This window comes from Cognatilysobacter segetis (assembly GCF_004359965.1).
Classification (GTDB): domain Bacteria; phylum Pseudomonadota; class Gammaproteobacteria; order Xanthomonadales; family Xanthomonadaceae; genus Cognatilysobacter; species Cognatilysobacter segetis.
Window position 1 is genome coordinate 1 of the sequence record NZ_SMRQ01000003.1, and the last position, 20,168, is coordinate 20,168.

The 20,168-nt window shown below is 70.8% G+C and carries 20 protein-coding genes; 13 read left to right on the forward strand and 7 right to left on the reverse strand.

Annotation, left to right across the window (positions count from 1 at the left end; all coding sequences use genetic code 11):
• A partial coding sequence (locus E4F61_RS15025) for a YicC/YloC family endoribonuclease (RefSeq protein WP_425480089.1) occupies positions 1 to 93 on the reverse strand: 93 nt, incomplete at its 3' end.
• 66 nt (positions 94 to 159) lie between these two features.
• On the opposite strand from E4F61_RS15025, the gene rph reads away from it, so the two are divergent.
• Genes rph through E4F61_RS01040 form a run of 6 tightly spaced genes read left to right on the forward strand, consistent with a single transcriptional unit; the run spans position 160 to position 5,898 of the window.
• On the forward strand, positions 160 to 903 hold the full coding sequence (gene rph / locus E4F61_RS01015) for a ribonuclease PH (protein ID WP_133477488.1): 744 nt from the start codon (positions 160 to 162) through the stop codon (positions 901 to 903).
• Positions 904 to 943: 40 nt separating this feature from the next.
• Positions 944 to 1,543: an RdgB/HAM1 family non-canonical purine NTP pyrophosphatase gene (gene rdgB, locus E4F61_RS01020; protein WP_133477489.1), complete on the forward strand. Its 600-nt coding sequence runs from the start codon at positions 944 to 946 to the stop codon at positions 1,541 to 1,543.
• Positions 1,540 to 2,043, forward strand: a complete 504-nt coding sequence (locus E4F61_RS01025) for a hypothetical protein (RefSeq protein WP_133477490.1) — start codon at positions 1,540 to 1,542, stop codon at positions 2,041 to 2,043. The genes rdgB and E4F61_RS01025 overlap by 4 nt, the downstream gene beginning before the upstream one ends.
• Positions 2,040 to 3,221, forward strand: coding sequence for a radical SAM family heme chaperone HemW (gene hemW / locus E4F61_RS01030; RefSeq protein WP_133477491.1), 1,182 nt, complete (start codon positions 2,040 to 2,042; stop codon positions 3,219 to 3,221). Before E4F61_RS01025 ends, hemW begins: the two co-directional genes overlap by 4 nt.
• Positions 3,222 to 3,259: 38 nt before the next feature.
• Positions 3,260 to 5,542 carry a DUF1631 family protein gene (locus E4F61_RS01035; protein WP_133477492.1) on the forward strand — a complete coding sequence of 761 codons (2,283 nt, stop codon included), beginning with the start codon at positions 3,260 to 3,262 and terminating at the stop codon, positions 5,540 to 5,542.
• A gap of 5 nt (positions 5,543 to 5,547) precedes the next feature.
• Entirely contained in the window at positions 5,548 to 5,898 is a 351-nt protein-coding gene (locus E4F61_RS01040) for a PilZ domain-containing protein (RefSeq protein ID WP_133477579.1), read from the forward strand.
• Here E4F61_RS01040 and E4F61_RS01045 read toward each other — a convergent pair.
• A complete protein-coding gene (locus E4F61_RS01045; protein ID WP_238382748.1) occupies positions 5,889 to 8,546 on the reverse strand; it encodes a bifunctional diguanylate cyclase/phosphodiesterase in 2,658 nt (885 codons plus the stop codon). The genes E4F61_RS01040 and E4F61_RS01045 overlap by 10 nt on opposite strands.
• Positions 8,547 to 8,571: 25 nt before the next feature.
• Here E4F61_RS01045 and pepQ point away from each other — a divergent pair, with 25 nt between their 5' ends.
• Complete coding sequence (gene pepQ, locus E4F61_RS01050; RefSeq protein ID WP_133477493.1) at positions 8,572 to 9,894, forward strand: Xaa-Pro dipeptidase; 1,323 nt, start codon at positions 8,572 to 8,574, stop codon at positions 9,892 to 9,894.
• Here the strand turns inward: pepQ and crcB are convergent, their stop codons facing one another.
• Together crcB and msrB are read right to left on the reverse strand one after the other, a co-directional pair.
• The gene (crcB, locus tag E4F61_RS01055; protein WP_133477494.1) at positions 9,895 to 10,275 is read right to left on the reverse strand and encodes a fluoride efflux transporter CrcB; all 381 of its coding nucleotides are present in this window, start codon (positions 10,273 to 10,275) and stop codon (positions 9,895 to 9,897) included.
• Positions 10,275 to 10,697 (reverse strand): peptide-methionine (R)-S-oxide reductase MsrB, encoded by a 423-nt coding sequence (msrB, locus tag E4F61_RS01060; RefSeq protein WP_133477495.1) that lies wholly within the window; start codon positions 10,695 to 10,697, stop codon positions 10,275 to 10,277. The genes crcB and msrB overlap by 1 nt, the downstream gene beginning before the upstream one ends.
• 100 nt (positions 10,698 to 10,797) lie before the next feature.
• On the opposite strand from msrB, the gene lptD reads away from it, so the two are divergent.
• The 6 genes from lptD (at position 10,798) to E4F61_RS01090 (ending at position 17,872) form a co-directional block, all read left to right on the forward strand.
• Complete coding sequence (lptD, locus tag E4F61_RS01065; protein WP_238382749.1) at positions 10,798 to 13,245, forward strand: LPS assembly protein LptD; 2,448 nt, start codon at positions 10,798 to 10,800, stop codon at positions 13,243 to 13,245.
• Positions 13,242 to 14,600 carry a peptidylprolyl isomerase gene (locus E4F61_RS01070; RefSeq protein ID WP_133477497.1) on the forward strand — a complete coding sequence of 453 codons (1,359 nt, stop codon included), beginning with the start codon at positions 13,242 to 13,244 and terminating at the stop codon, positions 14,598 to 14,600. Before lptD ends, E4F61_RS01070 begins: the two co-directional genes overlap by 4 nt.
• A gap of 1 nt (position 14,601) precedes the next feature.
• The gene (gene pdxA / locus E4F61_RS01075) at positions 14,602 to 15,594 is read left to right on the forward strand and encodes a 4-hydroxythreonine-4-phosphate dehydrogenase PdxA (RefSeq protein WP_133477498.1); all 993 of its coding nucleotides are present in this window, start codon (positions 14,602 to 14,604) and stop codon (positions 15,592 to 15,594) included.
• A gap of 118 nt (positions 15,595 to 15,712) precedes the next feature.
• Positions 15,713 to 16,507 carry a 16S rRNA (adenine(1518)-N(6)/adenine(1519)-N(6))-dimethyltransferase RsmA gene (rsmA, locus tag E4F61_RS01080; RefSeq protein ID WP_133477499.1) on the forward strand — a complete coding sequence of 265 codons (795 nt, stop codon included), beginning with the start codon at positions 15,713 to 15,715 and terminating at the stop codon, positions 16,505 to 16,507.
• 43 nt (positions 16,508 to 16,550) lie between these two features.
• On the forward strand, positions 16,551 to 16,934 hold the full coding sequence (apaG, locus tag E4F61_RS01085) for a Co2+/Mg2+ efflux protein ApaG (protein ID WP_133477500.1): 384 nt from the start codon (positions 16,551 to 16,553) through the stop codon (positions 16,932 to 16,934).
• Positions 16,935 to 16,954: 20 nt separating this feature from the next.
• Positions 16,955 to 17,872 carry a symmetrical bis(5'-nucleosyl)-tetraphosphatase gene (locus tag E4F61_RS01090; protein WP_133477501.1) on the forward strand — a complete coding sequence of 306 codons (918 nt, stop codon included), beginning with the start codon at positions 16,955 to 16,957 and terminating at the stop codon, positions 17,870 to 17,872.
• Positions 17,873 to 17,920: 48 nt separating this feature from the next.
• On the opposite strand, the gene E4F61_RS01095 is transcribed toward E4F61_RS01090, so the two are convergent.
• From E4F61_RS01095 to lgt, 3 genes are read right to left on the reverse strand one after another with little or no spacing between them, the layout of a single operon-like run.
• Complete coding sequence (locus tag E4F61_RS01095) at positions 17,921 to 18,430, reverse strand: dihydrofolate reductase (protein ID WP_133477502.1); 510 nt, start codon at positions 18,428 to 18,430, stop codon at positions 17,921 to 17,923.
• The gene (locus tag E4F61_RS01100; protein WP_133477503.1) at positions 18,430 to 19,224 is read right to left on the reverse strand and encodes a thymidylate synthase; all 795 of its coding nucleotides are present in this window, start codon (positions 19,222 to 19,224) and stop codon (positions 18,430 to 18,432) included. Before E4F61_RS01100 ends, E4F61_RS01095 begins: the two co-directional genes overlap by 1 nt.
• 5 nt (positions 19,225 to 19,229) lie before the next feature.
• Complete coding sequence (gene lgt / locus E4F61_RS01105; RefSeq protein ID WP_133477504.1) at positions 19,230 to 20,111, reverse strand: prolipoprotein diacylglyceryl transferase; 882 nt, start codon at positions 20,109 to 20,111, stop codon at positions 19,230 to 19,232.
• Positions 20,112 to 20,168: the final 57 nt, after the last annotated feature.

The following is a 20,168-nucleotide window of genomic DNA, read 5'->3' on the forward strand; positions in this document are numbered from 1 at the left end:
GCGGTGGTTCACCGAGCGCAGCTCGCAGGCGAGCGTGCCCCACGGCGTGGTCGATTCGCCGCTGGCGAAGGCGGTCATGCTGCGGATGGACATGGCGATTCGGTGCCGGGGCCGCGGGGCGTGGATGGTACGCTCACGCGCCGTCGCCCGGATATCGCCATGAGCGCGACCGCCCCCGCCTCCTTCGCCCGTCCCTCGGGCCGCGCACCCGACGAGTTGCGCCCCGTGCGCATCACGCGCGGCTTCACCCGCCACGCCGAAGGCTCGGTGCTGATCGAGTTCGGCGATACCCGCGTGCTGTGCACGGCGAGCGTCGAGGCCCGCGTGCCCGGCTTCCTGCGCGGCAAGGGCGAGGGCTGGGTCACCGCCGAGTACGGGATGCTTCCGCGCTCGACCAATACCCGCAACGACCGCGAGGCCGCGCGCGGCAAGCAGGGCGGGCGGACGCTGGAGATCCAGCGGCTGATCGGCCGCTCGCTGCGCGCCTGCGTCGACCGCCGGTTGCTCGGCGAGCGCACCATCACGCTCGACTGCGACGTGCTGCAGGCCGACGGCGGTACGCGCACCGCGGCGATCACCGGCGCCTACGTCGCGCTGGTCGACGCGGTGCAGTGGCTGCTCAAGCGCGGCGAGATCAAGCGCGACCCGGTCTTCGGCGGCGTGGCGGCGGTCTCGGTCGGCGTCTACCGCGGCGTCCCGGTGCTGGACCTCGACTATGCCGAGGACAGCGACTGCGACACCGACATGAACGTCGTCATGAACGACGGCGGCGGCTTCATCGAGCTGCAGGGCACCGCCGAGGGCCATGCCTTTCGCCGCGCTGAACTGGAAGCGCTGACCGACCTCGCGGAAGCCGGAATCGCGCAGCTCGTCGCATTCCAGCGCGAGGCCCTGGGCCGCTGATCCACGCGGCCTGCACCGGCCCGGCAGGACGATGCCGCCCATGAGGCTCGTCGTCGCCAGCGGCAACCGCGGAAAGCTCGCCGAGTTCGATCGCCTGCTCGGGCCGCTGGGCTTCGAGTGCGTGCCGCAGTCGGCACTCGGCATCGCGGACGTCGACGAGACGGGCGCGACCTTCGTCGAGAACGCGTTGCTCAAGGCGCGCCACGCCGCGCGCCTCAGCGGGCTGCCGGCGCTGGCGGACGACTCGGGCCTGTGCGTGGACGCGCTGGACGGTGCGCCCGGCCTGTTCTCGGCCCGGTACGCCGGCCCCGACGCCGGCGCCGAGGCCAACATCGCCAAGCTGCTCGACGCCCTGCGCGACCGCCCCGACGCCGAACGGAGCGCGCATTTCCACGCCACCGTCGTGCTGCTGCGGCATGCGGACGACCCACGGCCGGTCATCGCCGAGGGCAGCTGGCACGGCCGTATCCTGCCGGCGCCGCGCGGGCGGGCCGGCTTCGGCTACGACCCGGTCTTCCTCGATCCGACGCGCGGCCTGTCGGCCGCGGAGCTCGACCCCGACACCAAAGCGCGCATCAGCCACCGCGGTCGCGCGGTGGAGGCGCTCGCCTCCCGGCTGGCCAAAGGAGCGATGCCATGAACGAGCTGCACCAGGCGCTGGACGTGGGCTGGCAGGCGCGCCGGCCGGCGGTCGTGCTGCTCTGCACGGCCGCGCTGGCGGCGGCGGTCGGGATGGCGCTCTGGCTGGGGCCGATGGCCGGGCTGGTCGTCGTGCTCGCCAGCGCGCTGGCCGCGATGATGCGCATGCAGTGGGCCGCGCTGGACGGTCACGCGTTGGTGGTCCGCGATGCACGAACCGCCTATGCCTACCGCGCGCTGCCGGCGCGTCGCATCGCACGGGTCCGGTTCCGGCGCTCGGCCGCGCCCTGGTGCCGGGTCGCACTCGAGCCGGATTCGAACGGCGCCTGCCTGGTGCTGTCGGGGCCCACGCCCGCGCATCCGACGCTGCGCCCGGTCGTGCTGTGGATGATCGTCCACGGCCGCCGCCGGGCCCGGATCGATCCCTGCCTGCTCGACGCGCTGGCGACGATGCCCGAGCATGGCGGCGCCCCGCAGCCGCACGACGCCTCCCCCGCATGACCCTCGCCACCCCGCCGCTCTCGCTCTACGTGCATGTGCCGTGGTGCGTGAAGAAGTGCCCGTACTGCGACTTCAACTCGCATACGGGGCGCGGCGAGCTGCCGCTGGCGCAGTACGTCGACGCGCTGCTCGCCGACCTCGACTTCGACCTGCCGCTGGTCTGGGGCCGCACGATCCGTACCGTCTTCTTCGGCGGCGGAACCCCCAGCCTGCTCCCGGCCGAGCTGGTCGACCGCTTCCTCCAGCAGGCCAGCGCGCGCCTGCGCTTCGCGCCCGATTGCGAGATCACGCTGGAGACCAATCCGGGCACGTCCGAATACGGAAAGCTCGCCGATTACCGCGCCGCCGGCGTCAACCGGCTGAGCTTCGGCGTGCAGAGCTTCGACGACGGCTGCCTCGAGCGCCTCGGCCGCATCCACGATTCGGCGCAGGCCGCCACCGCGATCCGGCAGGCGCAGGACGCCGGGTTCGATGAGCTCAACCTCGACCTGATGTACGCCCTGCCCGGCCAGGACCTCGCGATGGCCGAGCGCGACGTCGAACGCGCGATCGCGCTCGCGCCGACGCACATCTCGCACTACCAGCTCACCCTCGAACCCAACACGGTGTTCGCGGCGCGACCGCCGAAGAACATCCCCGACGACGACCTCGCCTGGGACATGCAGGAGCATTGCCAGGCCCTGCTCGCGAGCGCCGGTTACGAGCACTACGAAACCAGCGCCTACGCGCGGCCCGGCCATCGCTGCGCGCACAACCTCAACTACTGGCGCTACGGCGACTACCTCGGCATCGGCGCGGGCGCGCACGGCAAGATCACGCTCGGCGCATCGCAGGCGATCCTGCGTCGCTGGAAGCACAAGCATCCGGCGCGCTACCTGGAAACCGCGGGCACCGCGGACTCGCTCGGCGGCGACGAGACGATCGAACCGTCCCGGCGTCCGTTCGAGTTCATGCTCAATGCCCTGCGCCTGCACGAAGGCTTCGCCTGGCCGCAGTTCGAAGCGCGCACCGGGCTTTCCCGCGCCGCCATCGCCGGACCGCTGTCGCGGGCGTTCGACGAGGGCTGGCTGGAGACCGACGGGGAGTACGTGCGACCCACCGCGCTGGGTCGCCGCTTCACCAACGACGTGCTGGAACTGTTCCTCGACGCCCCGGTCGAAGCTGACATCCATGCCTGAGCGTGTTTAGATCGTCCGGCTAGACGGGGAATCCCTACTTGTCTGTCCCGTTTCCACCCAATCGACGCGTCCCGCCCGCGACGGCGCTCGCCGCCGCGGCGTTGCCGCGCCGCGTGCGCGAGACGCTGGAAGCGGTGCATGCGCTCGCGTACGAGGTGGTGGTCGATCCCTTCGACCGCGTGATCCCGCAACTCGAGGCGCGCCTTGTGCACCTGCGCGACCAGGGCGCGCGCCACGCGGTGGGCGTGAGCTACCTCGAACAGTCGCAGCTGCTGGCGCGTCGCCAGAGCGGCTTCGTCATCGAGTTCGCACGGGCGATCGACGCCGAACTCGCCGGCCTGCGCACGACCGCCCGCATGCCGCAGCGCAGCCCGGAAGCACCGTCGATGCCGAGCTTCGGCGAGCTGCGCCTCGTCGACGAGGACGAGACCGACGAGGTCTCGGAGGTGAAGGCGATTGCGCTGCGACACGAGTCACGCGCGTCGCTGCCGATCCATCTGCTCTGCCAGCGCTTCGCGGTACTTGCCGAGGCGCCGGCCTTCGAGCCCGGCCGACTGCCGGTGGGCCCGCAGCGCCTGTGCGAGCTGATGCTCGCCGCGGCGGAGGCCAACGGGTTCAGCCTGGCGTTGCGCATCGCCCTCCTGCGCGAATTCGACCGCACGGTGCTCGGCGAATACCCGGGCATCGCGGAAAGCCTCAACGACCTGCTCGCACGGCTGCGGATCATGCCCGGGCTGTCGTTCGTGCCGCTGCGCCCGCGCGCGCGGATCGCCACGGCCGAATCGGCGACGCCCGACGCCGAACGCCCCCACACGGGCTGGACGAGCACGGCGCCGACCGATGCCGACACGCCGACGTTCCAGATGCTGCAGGACCTGCTCGCCTCGCGCCGTTCCGCCGCGGATCGCTTCCGCGGCGGTGGCTTCGGTGCGGGAAGCGGGAGCGGCACCGGCAGCGCCGCGGGCGTGGGCACCGGCACCGGCACCGGCGCCGGCGGCGCTGAAGCCGGTTCGCCGGGCGCCGCCCTGCAACTTTCGCTCGCACGACCGGAACTCCCCACACGGGTCGCGCTGGAACTGTTGCGCGATGCCGGGGACGACGTGCGCGGCCTCGACATAGAGGCGATCCGCCAGTGGCTGCTGCTGCAGGGCCGCCATCGCACCGGCGAGGCGGTCGCGCTCTCGCAGACCGACGCCGACGTCTTCGAACTGCTCGGCCTAATGTACGCACAGCTGCAGCGCGACGTCCGCCGCGACAGCGCGGCGGTCGCGATGCTGTCTGCGCTCCCGCTGCCGCTGCTGCGGCTCGCCCTCGGCGATTCCGCGTTCTTCCTCAATGCCGGCCACCCGGGCCGCGAGATCCTCAATGCCGTCGCCGAGGCCGGCGCGCGCTGGCAGGCCGCGGACGACGTGGACCCGCAGTGGCTGCTGCAGCTCGAGCGCATCGTCGACACGATCGCGCGGGCCCGCGACGACCTCGGCGACGCGTTCCGCGCCGGCGCCACGACGCTCGAACAGCAGCAGCAGGCCGTGGCGCGCCGGGCGGACATCGCCGAGCGACGCAACATCGAGTCCGCGCGCGGCAAGGACAAGCTCGCGGTGGCACGGCACGTCGCCGGCGCCGTCATCGAGGACGCGCTCACGACCACGCGCGTGCCGGCCTTCCACCGCGGCATGCTGCGACATGCCTGGGCGGACGTGCTCACGCTCGCCCACCTGCGCAACGGCGAGTCCAGCGCCGAATGGGCGGCGCTCGTCGACGCGACGGGCGAACTCGTGCGCGCGGCCGCCGGCGCGGGCGAAGCCGGCCCCGACCTGGTGCTGCTCGTGGACCAGTGGCTGGTCACGGTCGGCTACCACGCGGACGACGCGGCGCGCATCGCGCGCATCCTTACCGGCACCGATGGCGACCAGGGCGACGATGCGGCGACGCGCACCGAACTGGCGATGCGCCTGAAGTCGCGGGCACGCCTAGGCGAGGAAGCGACGGGCGACGGCGCGGCATCGACGACGCTCGACGCCGCGGGAGAGGCCGAGGCCGATCGCGTCCGCGGCCTGCCGCCGGGCACCTGGATCGAGATGCGCGACGAACGGGGCGAGGCGCTGCGTCGCCGCCTGTCGTGGCTCAGCCCGACCACCGGCGCCGCGCTTCTGGTGAATGCGCGCGGCCAGCGCATCGGCGAGAGCACCGTGAATGCACTTGCACGCGACCTCGTGGCCGGTCGCGCCCGCATCGTGACCGCGGGCGAAGGCCGGCTGGTCGACCGGGCCTGGCGCGCGGCCCTCGCCTCGCTGGCGAGCAACGCGGGACGCACCGAATGAACACAATCGCCGACGAATCGCGCCGCAGCCGCCGTCGCCGGGTCGACGAGCGCGTCGACGTGATCGACGCCATGACCGACCAGGCGCTCGGCCAGCTCGGCAACATTTCCGACAGCGGCCTGCTGCTGCTCGCCAGCGCGGCCCTGCACGACGACTGCCTTTACCAGCTCCGCTTCACGCTCCAGGAGCGCAGCGGGCACCGCCTCGCGTTCGAGATCGGCGCGCACCTGCTCTGGCAGAACGCCGCGTCCGCGCCGGGCCAGGCCTGGATGGGTTTCCGGTTCCTGTCCTTCGACGACGGCCAGCTCGACCGCCTGCGCGAATGGATCGACGCGCCGGGCGCGACCTACGTCTGACCGCCCGCGCGGTACATCACCGCCGGTTCGGGACGGTGCAGCGCGAAGCCCTGCGCATGGTCCACGCCGAGTTGCGCCAGCGCCTGGATGATCGCCTCGCTGTCGACCCACTCGGCGACCACCTGCATGCCGCGCTGGTGCCCGATGTCGGTCACCGCCCGCACGATGGCGTGGCTCATCGGATCGCTGGTCAGGTCCTGCACGAAGCTGCCGTCGATCTTGATCATGTCTACCGGCAGGTTCTTGAGGTAGCCGAACGAGGACATGCCGACGCCGAAATCGTCGAGCGAGATGCGGCAGCCGGCCTTGCGCAGCTGGCCCATGAAACGCGAGACCTGCGTGAGGTTGCGCACGGCGAGCGTCTCGGTGATCTCGAAGCAGAGGCGGCGCGGATCGACGTCGTGCGTGCGGATCAGCGCCAGGATGTGCTCGATGAACGACTCGTCCTCGATCGTGCCCCCCGATAGGTTGATCGCGACCATGCGCAGCCCGCGGCCCTCGGGGTGCAGGCGGTCGATATTGGCGAGCGCGGTTTCCACCACCCAGCGATCGATCGCGGGCATGAGGCCGTAACGCTCCGCCGCCGGGATGAACGCGCCGGGCGGGATGATGCGGTCGTCCTCGTCGACCAGGCGGAGCAGCAGCTCGATCCGTGCGCCGCCGGCCAGCGCCGACAGCGGATGCACTTCCTGGTAGTACAGGCGGAAGCGCTCGGCCTCGAGTGCCCAGCGCAGGCGATGCGCCCATTCCATCTCGGTACGACGGCGCGCGGTGGCGTCGTCGCTCGCGGAGAAGAAGTGCACGCGGTTGCGACCGGCTTCCTTGGCCATGTAGCAGGCGGTGTCGGCCTGCGCCAGCAGTTCCTTCAACGAGCTCGATGGATCCAGCAGCACGCCGCCGATGCTCGCGGTGATGCCGTAGCTGGCCTGCTCCCACACGAACGCATAGCCGTCGATGTGCTGGCGCAGGCGCTCGGCGACGAGACGCGCGCCATCCTCGTCGTGGACGTCGCTCGCCAGCACGCCGAACTCGTCGCCCCCCAGGCGCGCCAGCACGTCGCCGCCGCGCAGCTGCTCGCGCATCACCTGCGCGAGCTGCGCCAGCAGCTGGTCGCCGGCCGCGTGGCCGGAGGTGTCGTTGATCAGCTTGAACTGGTCCAGGTCGATGTAGAGCAGCGCGCAACGCGGTCCGCCGGCGGCCATGTGCGCGAGCGTGCGCTCGACGTGGCGCTCGAATTCGCGACGATTGAACAGCTCGGTCAGCGCGTCGTGCGAGGCCTGGTAGCTCAGCAGCTCGGTGAGCTGGCGCTGCTGCGAGATGTCGGAGGCGACCACGAGCCGCTTCCAGCGATCGTTGATGCGCACGCGCGACATCGACACGTTCGCCCAGAAGCGGTCGCCGTTCATCGTGCGCAGCATCGCCTCCACGTTTTCCCAGCCGCGCCCCTCCGCGACTTCCAGCAGCTCGGCGCGGCGATGCGCATCCTCGAACAGATCGTCCAGCCGCGCGCCGTCGATGGTGGCGCCCAGCCGCACGCGGGCCGCCTGGTTGGCGTAGATGATGCGGCCGTCCTGCTCGCGCGCGAGCAGCACCAGCGCGGGCAACAGCTCGTTGACGGCGCGGAAGCGCTCCTCGCTCTCGCGATAGCGCAGGCTCATCGCCTCGCCGAGTTCCACCGCCCGCCGTCGAGCGCCGGCCAGCGAGGCGATCCACAGCGCGAAGAGCACGCTGCCGATGATGCCCGCGAGCATCAATGGCAGGGCATCGCGCACTTCCGCGATGCCGTGGCCGGCGTCGTGCACCTCGAAGCGCCAGCGCCGGCCGCCGAACGTCAGCAGCCGCGACTGGTGCCAGCTGTCGTCCTTGCGACGGTCGCCCGGCGACGAGTCGTAGACCAGCACCTCCGGCTTCGCGTCGATGTCGTGGATGCGCAGGTGCAGCGCGCGCTGCCATTCCGGCCGGAACGCGTGCTCGGCCATCCGCGAGATCCGGAACGACATCGCGAGCGAGCCCGCGAACCGCGCCCGGCGTTCCGCGGTATCGCGCGGCGGATCGCCCGGCGTGTAGGCCGGCAGGCGCAGCAGGAGGCCGTCGGGCGCATGGCCCGGCGGGTCCTGGATCAGGCGGAATGGCGCGGACAGGATCGAGCGGTCGGCATCGCGCGAGACCTGGAGCGCGACGAAGTTCGCCGGCTGCGCGCGCACGTCGAGCCCGACCACGCGCTCATTGCCGGCGAGCGGCACCACGAAGACGGTCGGATAGCGCGTACCGGCCGGCGTCGCCATCGGCACCGAATACACCAGCGCCTGCAGGCCCGGCAGGCGCTGCCGCAGCCCAAGCACGCGATAGGTGCGATCGAAGCCCTCGGCGTCCAGCCCGTGCGTGAGGAAAGCGGCCTGCATGGCGCGCAGGGCGATGTCGTAGTCCTGCAGGCCCGCCTGCAGCATCGAGAACTCGCCGTCCGCCAGCGCGGCGAGCTGGCGCCCGCGCTCGGCGCGCGAGCGCTGGTGCTGCCACCCGACCAGCGCGACGGTGATCAGCAGGCCGGCGAACAGCGCCAGCAGTCCGAGCAGCCACGGGGCCTGCAGGCCCGGCGGCAGCCGGCCTTCCGGCATGCGCGGCTCACGCGGCGATGGGTCAGAATCCATGCGGTCGCCCCCTCTCCCTGTCGACATGACCGATCAGACTCCCGCTTCCCTTTACGGCCGGCACATCGAAGTCCTTCAGGCCCGTGCCGCCGTCGCCCTGGAACGGGGCGGCTTCGACCACCTCGTCGTCCCGAGCGGCAACCTGCATTACCAGGTCTTCGATGATCGAGACTATCCCTACGCGGTGAACCCGCAGTTCAAGGCCTGGCTCCCGCTGACGCGTAATCCCGGCAGCTGGCTGGTCGTCACGCCCGGTCGCCGGCCCAAGCTCGTCTACCTGCAGCCGCGCGATTACTGGCATGTCGTTCCCCGGGCTCCGTCCGGCGCATGGGTGGAGCATTTCGACATCGTGGTTGTCCGTACCCCGGACGAGGCCATCCCCCACCTGCCACCCGCGCACCGCAGTGCGGTCCTCGGCGAGCCGCAGAGCACGCTTGGCGAGTATGCCCCGAACAATCCCCCCGCGGTCGTGGCGTATCTCGAGTACCACCGCGCATTCAAGACGCCGTACGAGATCGCGATGATGCGCGAGGCCACGCGCATCGGCGTGCGCGCGCACCGCGCCGCCGAGGCCGCGTTCCGGCAGGGCCTGTCGGAGTTCGACATCCACCTCGCCTACTGCGCCGCCGCGCGACAGGACGCGAACGAACTGCCCTACGGCAACATCGTCGCGCTCAACGAACACGGCGCGGTGTTGCACTACACGGAGCTCGACCGTGAAGCGCCCGCGCAGTCGCGCAGCTTCCTGATCGACGCGGGCGCGAGCCACGGCGGCTACGCCTGCGACATCACGCGCACGTATTCGGCGCGCGGCGACGAGTTCCAGGCCCTGGTCGACGCGGTGGACGCCGCCCAGCAGCGCATGTGCGCGCAGGTGCGCTCGGGCACCGATTACCGTCGCATCCACCTCGACGCGCATCTCGCGCTCGCGGGCATCCTGCGGGAGCACGGCGTTCTGACCGTATCGCCGGAAGCCGCGGTGGCGACCGGCGTCAGCGCGACGTTCTTCCCGCACGGCATCGGCCACGGGATCGGCCTGCAGGTGCACGACGTCGCGGGCTTCGCCGCGGCCGACGCCGGAACCGAGACGCTCGCCAAGCCCGACGGCCATCCCTACCTGCGGCTGACGCGAACGCTCGCGCCGGGCATGGTGGTCACGATCGAGCCGGGCATCTACTTCATCGACATGCTGCTCGACGACCTGCGCGCCGGCCCGAATGCCGCGAGCGTCGACTGGTCGCGCGTGGACGCGTTACGGCCCTACGGCGGCATCCGCATCGAGGACGACGTCGCCTGCACCGACGGCGAGCCGCTCAACCTCACGCGCGAGGCCTTCGCCGTCCGCTGATCAGCGGGCGATCGCGATCGCCTTCATGCCCAGCCAGACCGCGGCGAGCCCCAGCAGGAGGCTCGCCGCCACGTAGGCGGACGCGAGCGCCGCGTCGCCCCGGCGCAGCATCAGCATCGTTTCGAGCCCGAAGGCCGAGAACGTGGTGAAACCGCCGAGGACGCCGGTCACGAGCAGCAGGCGTGCCGGGCCGTTGAGCCCGGGCAGGTGCTCGGCGACCGCCGCGAAGACGCCGATCAGCGCGCAGCCCAGCACGTTGATCGCGAGCGTGCCGACGGGGAAGCGGTCCTGGCCGGATGCGAGCATCAGCCACGTCCCGAGCAGGTGCCTCGCCGAGGCGCCCGCGAATCCGCCCACGCCGACGAGCAGCACGTCGCGCATCAGCCCGTCGGCTCCGGCACGAAGTCCATCGACGCGGAATTGATGCAATAGCGCAGGTGCGTCGGCGGCGGACCGTCGGGGAACACGTGGCCGAGATGCGACGCGCAGCGCGCGCACTTCACCTCCACCCGCCGCATCCCGTAGGCCGTGTCCTCGTGCTCGGTGACCGACTCCGGCTTCGCCGGCCGCGTGAAGCTCGGCCACCCGCTGCCCGAGTCGTACTTGTCGACCGAGAGGAAGAGCGGCTCGCCGCAGGCGACGCAGGTGTACGTGCCCGCGGCCGTGTGGTCCCAGAACTTGCCGGTGAACGCGCGCTCGGTCGCCGAGCACCGGCACACCGCGTACTGCTCCGGGGTCAGTTTCGCGCGCCATTCCTCGTCGCTGCGCTCGACGGATGCGTTCCGTCCCTCGTCGGTACTCATGTCGCCTCCACTTCCAAGGTCCGATCCTGCCGCGTTGCCGCCCCGTCGGGGATACGGCAAGCTACCCGCCCGAGGGCCGGAACGCCATTCATTCCGACGGATGCCCCGCGTGCGAACCACTCTCCGCCTGCTCCCGTTATCGCTGTGCATCGCCATCGCCCTGCCCGCGATGGCGGCCGAGGATCAGGAGGATTGGAGCCTCTGCCCGCTGCGCGACGCGGTGCCGGCCTTCGAAGGGGTGGCGACGCCGACTTCGGGCGATTCCAAGACGCGCGTGCAGCAGCCCACCGACATCGAAGGTGACGCGCTGCAGGGCCAGGAGGACGCCGACACGCTGGTGCAGGGCAACGTGCGCCTGAGCCGCGGCGACCAGTTCCTCGGCACCGATCGCCTCGTCTACAACCAGACGACCGGCAACTACAAGGCCGACGGCAGCGTGCGGTACCAGGATTCGGGCATGCGCATCGTCGCGCAGAGCGCCGAAGGCAACCAGGACGCCGATACCCACCAGATCAACGATCTCCAGTACCAGCTCATGCGCCGGCGCGGCAACGGCGGCGCCGACAAGATCACGCTCAAGGACGACAACGGCGCGCTGTTCGGCGCGACGTACTCCACGTGCGACCCCGGCCAGCGCGCCTGGGAGCTGCGCGCCAGGGAAATCGACATCGACCTCGCCAAGGGCCGCGGCGTCGCGCGCAACGCCACGCTGCGCATCGGCCGGGTGCCGGTGCTGTACGTGCCGTGGTTCCCGTTCCCGACCGACGACCGTCGCCAGACCGGCCTGCTGTACCCGTCGATCGCGAGCTCGAGCCGCAACGGCTTCGACTGGCGCCAGCCGATCTACCTGAACCTCGCGCCGAACTACGACGCCACGCTCTACCCGCGCTACATGAGCAAGCGCGGCTTCCAGATGGGCGGCGAATTCCGCTGGCTCTACGAGCAGGGCAACGGCACCGTCTACGGCGCCTGGATGCCGAAGGACGACCTGCCGGGCCGGCGCCCGGAGCGCTACCTCAACGATCTCAACGGCGTGCCGATTCCCGGCGCCGACCTGCCGGACAGCAATCGCGGGCAGTTCGGGCTGAACGCGATCCACAACCTCAATGGCGCCTGGTACGCCCGCGCCGCGCTCAACTGGGTCAGCGACACGCACTACCTCGAGGACTTCAGCAACAGCCTCTATGGCGTGTCGAACTACTTCGTCACCAGTGACGTGCGTCTTGTCGGTAACGGTCGTTACTGGAACGCCGGCATTTCGGCCGACCACTACCAGCTCGCCGACTACACCCTCAGCGAAGTGAACCTTCCCTACGACCGGGTCCCGCGCCTGTTCGCGCACTGGGGTCAGCCGTACGGGCGGATTTTCGAAATCGGCTCCGACGCCGAGCTCGTCCATTTCCGGCACGCGTCGTACGACAACCAGACGACGCAGTTCGACGGCACGCGCTTCGACGTGAAACCGTACGTCGCAGCGAATTTCGACGGCGCCAGCTGGTTCATCCATCCCAAGCTGGCGTGGCGCTACACCGCCTGGCAGCTCGACAGCGCTTGGCGTACGCGCGGCGGTCTCAGCGATACGTCCCCGTCGCGGAGCCTGCCGATCGCGTCCGTCGATGCCGGCATGTACTTCGACCGCTCGATGCAGTTCCGTGGCGAGGGCTATCTGCAGACGCTGGAGCCGCGCCTCTACTACCTGCGCGCTCCCTACCGCGACCAGTCGGGGATCCCGCTTTTCGATACCGGCCCGATGACCTTCAGCTGGGGCCAGCTGTTCCGCGACAATCGCTACACCGGTGCCGACCGCCAGACCGACGCGAACCAGCTCACGATCGCCGCCACCACCCGCTTCATCAGCGAGGCGGATGGCCGCGAGAAGCTGGCGCTGAGCCTCGGGCAGATCAGCTACTTCGAGGACAGCCGCGTCTTCATCCCGGGCGCCGAGGCACCGGTCGCCAAGGGCAAGTCGGCCTGGGTGGCGGAAGCGAGCTTCGCGCCGACGGATCGCTGGCTGATCAACGGCGCCTACCAGTGGGATCCCAAGATCCGCGGACAGGATCTGGCGAGCCTGCGTACGCGCTACCTCGTGGGTGACCGCGGCATCGTGAACCTCGGGTACCGCTACCGGCGGAACACCAGCTTCCGTCCGGGCATCGACCCGCCCGAGGCGCGCGATCTGGTGAAGCAGGCCGACCTCTCGTTCCTGTACCCGATCACGGACAACTGGAGCGTGGTCGGCCGGTACTACTACTCGCTCCTCGACCACAAGCCGCTCGAGCAGATCGCCGGCGTGCAGTGGGAAAGCTGCTGCCTGGCCGTGCGCGCGGTGGCGCGCCGGTACCTGCGCGACCGTACGGGCGAGCTGAACAACGCTATCCAACTGGAAGTTGAACTGAAGGGTCTGGGCTCGGCCGGCCAGAAGACGGAGCGCGTATTGCGCCGTGCTATCTTGGGCTACGACCGCGACGACCTGTATCTGGTCCCGCCCCGGACGGTGAATCAGCCCGTCACCAACGGCACCTCGACGAGTACCGACCCCACTCCATGAAGACATCCTCCCGCCCGGTGAAGACGCTGCTCGCGTGCCTGCTGGCCGCCTCGGTCGTCGCCCCCGTCGCCATGCCGCTGCCGGTGTACGCGCAGCAGCAGGCCCAGGAACTCGACCGCATCGTCGCCGTGGTGAACGAGGACGTGGTCCTGCGCAGCGAGCTCGATCGCGCGATCGCCAACATCCGCGGCCAGTACGCCGGCAAGGAAGCGCAGCTGCCGCCGGCCGACGTGCTGGAGCGCCAGGTGCTCGAGCGCCTCGTGCTGACCAAGCTGCAGGTGGCACGCGCACAGGAAACGGGTATCGCGGTCAACGACGAGGAAGTCGACCAGGCGATCGCCGCCATCGCGCAGCAGAACGGCGCGAGCGTCGAACAGCTGCGCCAGCGCGTGACGTCGGACGGCTCGACGTTCGACGAATTCCGCGCCTCGGTGCGCGAAGAGCTCACCCTGCAGCGCCTGCGCCAGCGTTTCGCGCAAGGCCGCATCAACGTGAGCGAAGCCGAGATCGAAGCCGCGATGGCCGCCACGGCGACCTCCGGCAAGCAGTACCACCTCGCCCACATCCAGGTCGGCCTGCCGGAGGGCGCGACGCCCGAGCAGATCGCGACCGCCCAGAAGAAGATCGAGGGCATCAAGGCCCTGATCGACAAGGGCGAGATGGACTTCGCGGCCGCGGCGGTCCGCTACTCCGACAGCCCGAACGCGCTCGAGGGCGGCGACCTCGGCTGGCGCGGCGGCGACGAGATCCCGAACGCCTTCGCGCGCCTCGTGCAGAACATGCAGCCCGGCCAGGTGACCGATCCGATCCGCGGGCCCAGCGGCTTCCAGCTGCTCCGGCTCGTCGAGGTCCGCGACGCCTCGCAGGGCCCGGCGCAGATGGTCACGCAGTTCCATGGCCGCCACATCCTGATCCGCGTCGGCGAAGGCAAGACCGACGAGCAGGCGCGCAGCGAAGCCGAGACGATCGCCGCGCGCATCGCCGGTGGCGCCGACTTCGCCGAACTCGCCAAGGCCAGCTCGCAGGACCAGAACAGCGCCGGCAAGGGCGGCGATCTCGGCTGGTTCGCGGCCGACGAATTCGGCCCGGAGTTCGCCGCGCAGATGAACGTGCTGCAGGACGGCCAAGTGTCCAAGCCTTTCCGCACGCAGGCGGGCTGGCACGTGGTGCAGCGCCTCGAGACGCGTCAGTCCAACGCGGCCGACCAGTCGCGCCGCGCGCAGGTCGCCGAGACGATCGGCCGTCGCAAGCTCGAGGAAGAGTGGAACCGCTACCTGCGCGAATTGCGCGGCGAGGCCTACGTCGACGTGCGCCTCGGCGCAGCCGCGCCTGCGCCGGCCACCTCCGGCGGCTGAAGTGGCACCGCTCCGGCTCGCGCTGGTCCCGGGTGAACCGGCCGGCGTCGGGCCCGAGCTCTGCGTGCGGCTCGCCCAGCGGCCGCGCTCGCACGCCCTGATCGCCCACGCCGATGCCGGCGTCCTGTCGGACGCGGCGGGCCGTGCGGGCGTCGCTCTCGCACTCGTCGATCCCGCCGACCCGGACGCGTCCTGTCCGGGCGTGCTCGGTCTCGTACCCGTTCCCGTCGTGAATCCCGCGGTGCCGGGCCGGCTCGACGTCGCCAATGCGCCTTCGGTGCTGCAGGCGCTCGATGCCGCCGCGCGCGGCTGCCTCGACGGTGCCTACGACGGGCTGGTCACCGGTCCGGTGCACAAGGCGATCGTCAATGACGCCGGCATCGCCTATTCGGGCACCACCGAGCGGCTCGCCGCGCAGGCCGGCTGCGACGTCGTGATGATGCTGGGCCACGACGATCTCCGCGTCGCGCTGGTGACGACGCACCTGCCCCTGAGCGCCGTGCCGGATGCGATCACCGCGCAGGCGGTCGAGCGCACGCTGCGGATCGTCGATGCCGCGCTGCGTCGCGATTTCGGAATCGCCGTACCGCGCGTCGCGGTGCTGGGACTGAACCCGCACGCGGGCGAGGACGGCCACCTCGGCGGCGAGGAAATTTCGGTGATCACGCCGACGCTCGTTCGCCTGCGGGCCGAAGGCCTCGACCTGCTCGGTCCGCTGCCGGCGGATACCGCGTTCCTGCCGGCCAAGCTCGCCGGCGTCGATGCGGTCGTCGCGATGTACCACGACCAGGGCCTGCCGGTGCTCAAGTACAGCGGCTTCGAGCGCGCGGTGAACATCACGCTGGGCCTGCCGTATCCGCGCGTGGCGGTCGACCACGGCACGGCCCTCGACCTCGCCGGCACGGGGCGCGCGGATCCGTCGAGCCTGTTCGCGGCCGCCGACCTGTGCCTGCGCCTGGCATCGAACCGACGCGCGGCTCGCCACCCGGCCTGACGTCGGGCGCTGCGGCATCACCGCGTACGTTCACGCGTCGCGACGGCTCGACGCATCTCCATCGCGTCCCGCATCGGCCGCTCGCGTCGCCGTCCGCCGCCTGCCCGATAATGGCCGCATGACCGCCTTCACCGAACCGCCGAAGAAACGCCTCGGCCAGCACTTCCTCCACGAGCGCGGGATCATCGACCGGATCGTGCTGGCGGTGGATCCGCAGCCCGGCGACCGGCTCGTCGAAATCGGCCCCGGCCAGGGCGCGATCACGTTCCCGCTGCTGGATCGCCATCACGAGCTGACGGTCATCGAGTTCGATCGCGACCTGATCGCGCCCCTCACGCAGGCGGCGCAGGCGCACGGCACGCTGCACGTCATCCATTCGGACGTGCTGCAGGTGGACTTCACGGCGCTCGCGGGCGACGGCACGATCCGGCTCGTTGGCAACCTGCCCTACAACCTGTCCTCGCCGATCCTGTTCCACGCGCTGGACCATGCCGCCGTCGTGCGCGACATGCACTTCATGCTGCAGAAGGAAGTGGTGGACCGCATGGCCGCCGGCCCCGGCAGCAAGGTCTACGGGCGGCTGGGCGTGATGCTGCAGGCCTATTGCCGCGTGACCCCGCTGTTCGACGTGCCGCCGGGCGCGTTCCGGCCGCCGCCGAAGGTCGATTCGGCGGTGGTCCGACTGGTGCCGCGGCCGGAGCCCGAGATCGCCGTGCACGACCGCGCGACGTTCGCGCGCGTCGTGCGCGACGCCTTCAGCCAGCGCCGCAAGACGCTGCGTAACGCCCTGTCCAACGTGTGCGACGCGGATGCGATCGCAGCCGCCGGCATCGACCCGACCCTGCGCGCGGAGCAGGTGCCGGTCGAGGCGTTCGTCGCGCTCGCCAACGCGCTCGCGCGCGACGCCGCGTGAAGCGCGGTTCCCCCGTCCCGCATCGCCACGTAAACTCGGGCGGATGAACGAACGCGAGCTCCATGCGATCGGCGTCGAGGTGCAGGCGCGCTATCTCGAAAGCGAGTCCGCGCCCGAGCAGGACCGCTACGTCTTCGCCTACACCGTCCGCGTGCAGAACCGCGGCAGCGTCGGCGCACGCCTGCTCGGCCGCCACTGGATCATCACCGACGCCCGCGGCCAGGTGCGCGAAGTCGACGGCGAAGGCGTCGTGGGGGAACAGCCGATGCTCGGGCCGGGCGAGGCGTTCGAATACACCTCGGGCGCGGTGCTGGAAACCGACCTCGGCACGATGCGCGGCAGCTACCGCATGCTCGCCGAGGACGGCACGCCGTTCGAGGCGCCGATTCCCGCGTTCACGCTCACCGTGCCGCGCACGCTGCACTGACGCATGACGGTCCGCGCGACGTGACTATCTGGGCCATCGGCGACCTGCAAGGTTGCTACGACGCGACGCAGCGCCTGCTCGAGCGCATCGCCTTCGATCCCGCGAAGGATCGCCTCTGGTTCTGCGGCGACCTCGTCAACCGCGGCGGGCAATCGCTGGAGACGCTGCGCCTCGTGCACTCGCTGCGCGCCCAGAGCGTGGTCGTGCTGGGCAACCACGACCTGTCGCTGCTCGCGATCGGCGAGCGGCGCGAAGAGGAGCAGCGCAAGGTCAACACCGACCTGCAGCGCATCGTCACCGCGCCCGACCGCGACGAGCTGCTCGGCTGGTTGCGCTCGCAGAAGCTGATGCACGTCGACCGCGAGCTGGGCTGGTCGATGGTGCACGCCGGCATCGCGCCGAAGTGGACGATCGCCATGGCCGAGCGGCACGCCCGCGAGGTCGAAAAGGTGCTGCAGGGCGACCAGTACGCGCGCCTGCTCAAGCACATCTACGGCGATGCGCCGGCATGGAACCCGCGGCTCGCGGGCATCGACCGCTGGCGCGCGATCATCAACATCTTCACCCGCATGCGAGTCTGCAGCCCGCGCGGCCGCATCGCGTTCGAGGACAAGGGCGCGCCCGGCACGCAGCCGGCCGGCCTCTATCCGTGGTTCTCGGTGCCGGGCCATGCGCCGCGCGACCTCAAGCTCGTCTGCGGACACTGGTCGGCGCTCGGGCTGTTCGTGGGCCAGGGCGTGCACGCGATCGATACCGGTGCCGTCTGGGGCGGCAAGCTCACCGCGCTGCGGCTGGACACCGACGAGTTGCAGGTCGCGCAGGTGCCGGGTCGCGACGTGCCGGCGCAGCCGCCGAAGGCGCGTTCGCAGGGCCGCAACGGGCGCCGCGACCACGATCGCGGCCGCGGCCCGCGGCCACCGAAGCCCGCCGCGGGCTGACCCACGCGGTCGTCGCGCCGGCGCGACCCGCGACGGCGGCTCCCTGCGCTACGTGCGTGCCGCCCGCGCGCGCACGAGGTCCACGAAATCGAACGCGTGCGCATGCTTCGCGTCCGCCGCATGGTGCGTTCGCGCGACCTCCGACCATTCGTCCGCCGGGAAGGGCGGGAACCACGTGTCCGCGCGCGGTGCGACGGTGTCGACGAGCGTGAGGTGCAGCCACGTCGCGATCGGCAGCGTGGCTTCGAACACGCCACCGCCGCCGATCACGGCGATCTCCTCGCCGCCGTCCTCGCGCACGCGCTCGAGCGCGGCCTCGATGCTCGGCACCGCTTCCATGCCGTCGAACGGCACCCGTCCACTGCGACTCAGCACGAGGTTGAGCCGGCCCGGCAGCGCGCGGCCGAGCGATTCGGCCGTGCGGCGTCCCATCAGCATCGGCCTGCCCAGCGTCAACGCCTTGAAGCGCTTGAGATCGTCCGGCAGGTGCCAGGGAAGCCCGCCGTCCACGCCGATCGCACGTTCGCGGTCGTAGGCGACGACGATCGAGACGCGCATCAGACGGCCACCGGTGCCTTGATGGCGGGATGCGGGTCGTAGCCCTCGATCGCGATGTCGTCGTAGGTGAACGCGAACAGGTCGGTGACCGCCGGGTTCAGTCGCAGCGTCGGCAGGGCGCGCGGCGCGCGCGTGAGCTGCTCGCGCGCCTGCTCGACGTGGTTGGAGTAGAGGTGCGCATCGCCGAGCGTGTGCACGAAGTCGCCGACGCCGAGGCCGCAGACCTGCGCCACCATGTGCGTCAGCAGCGCGTAGCTCGCGATGTTGAACGGCACGCCGAGGAAGATGTCGCCGCTGCGCTGGTAGAGCTGGCAGCTGAGCTTTCCGTCCGCCACATAGAACTGGAACATCGTGTGGCAGGGCATCAGCGCCATCTTCGGCAGGTCGGCCACGTTCCACGCGCTGACGATCAGGCGGCGCGAATCGGGGTTGCGCCTGATCTCGTCGACGACCCACCTGATCTGGTCGATCTCGCTGCCGTCGCTGCCGGTCCAGCGGCGCCACTGCTTGCCATAGACGGGGCCGAGCTCGCCCTCGGCATCGGCCCATTCGTCCCAGATGCTGACCTTGTTCTCGCGCAGGTAGGCGATGTTGGTCTCGCCGCGCAGGAACCAGAGCAGCTCGTGGATGATCGAGCGCAGGTGGAGCTTCTTGGTGGTGACCAGCGGGAAGCCTTCGCCCAGGTCGAAGCGCATCTGCCAGCCGAACACGCTGCGCGTGCCGGTGCCGGTGCGGTCCGCCTTGTCGGTGCCGTGCTCCAGCACGTGCCGGAGCAGGTCGAGGTAGGCGCGCATGCGCGTCAGTCCGCCGCGACGACCGGCTGCGGCTGCAGCGTCGGCGACGTACGCGCACGCCACAGGCAGTACAGGCCGAAGGCGAACACCGGAAGCTCCAGCACCTGCCCCATCGTCAGCCAGCCGAACGCGAGATACCCGAGCTGCTCGTCGGGCACGCGCACGAACTCGACCAGGAAGCGGAAGGTCGCGTAGAGGATCGCGAACAGGCCGCCGACGGCGTAGCGCGGTCGCGGGCGGCTCGAGAACCACCACAGGATCGACGCCATGACGATGCCCTCGAGCGCGGCCTGGTACAGCTGCGACGGATGCCGCGCGAAGACGTCGAGCACGCCCTTGGCGTGCAGCTCCCGCAACTGCTGCATCGGCATCCCCACGTACGGCTCGGGCAATGCGCGCGGGAAGATCACACCCCAGTCGCCGCCGGTGGGCTTGCCCCACAACTCGCCGCCGATGTAGTTGCCGAGACGACCGAAGCCGAGCCCCGGCGGCACCAGCGGCGCCAGGAAATCCATCGCATCCATGAAATGCATCCGCCGGCGCCGGCACCACAGCCAGACGCCGGCCATCACGCCGAGCAGGCCGCCGTGGAAACTCATGCCGCCTTCCCAGATGCGGAAGATCAGCAGCGGGTTCTCGACGAAATCGCCGAAGGCGTAGAACAGGATGTAGCCGATGCGACCGCCCAGCACGACGCCGAGCATCCCGTAGAACAGGAGATCGCCGAAGGCCTGTTCGTCCACGCCGGGCAGGCGCCCCGCGCGGATGCGGCGACGCCCGAGCAACCAGGCCGCGATGAAGCCCAGCATGTACATCACGCCGTACCAGTGCACCTGCACGGGGCCCAGGTGGAGCGCGATGGGATTGATGTCGTGCAGGTACGTCATCGGGGACGGAGGCCGGCGGCGGGGTCGACCGGTATTGTCACCGTTGGCGACGCCCGC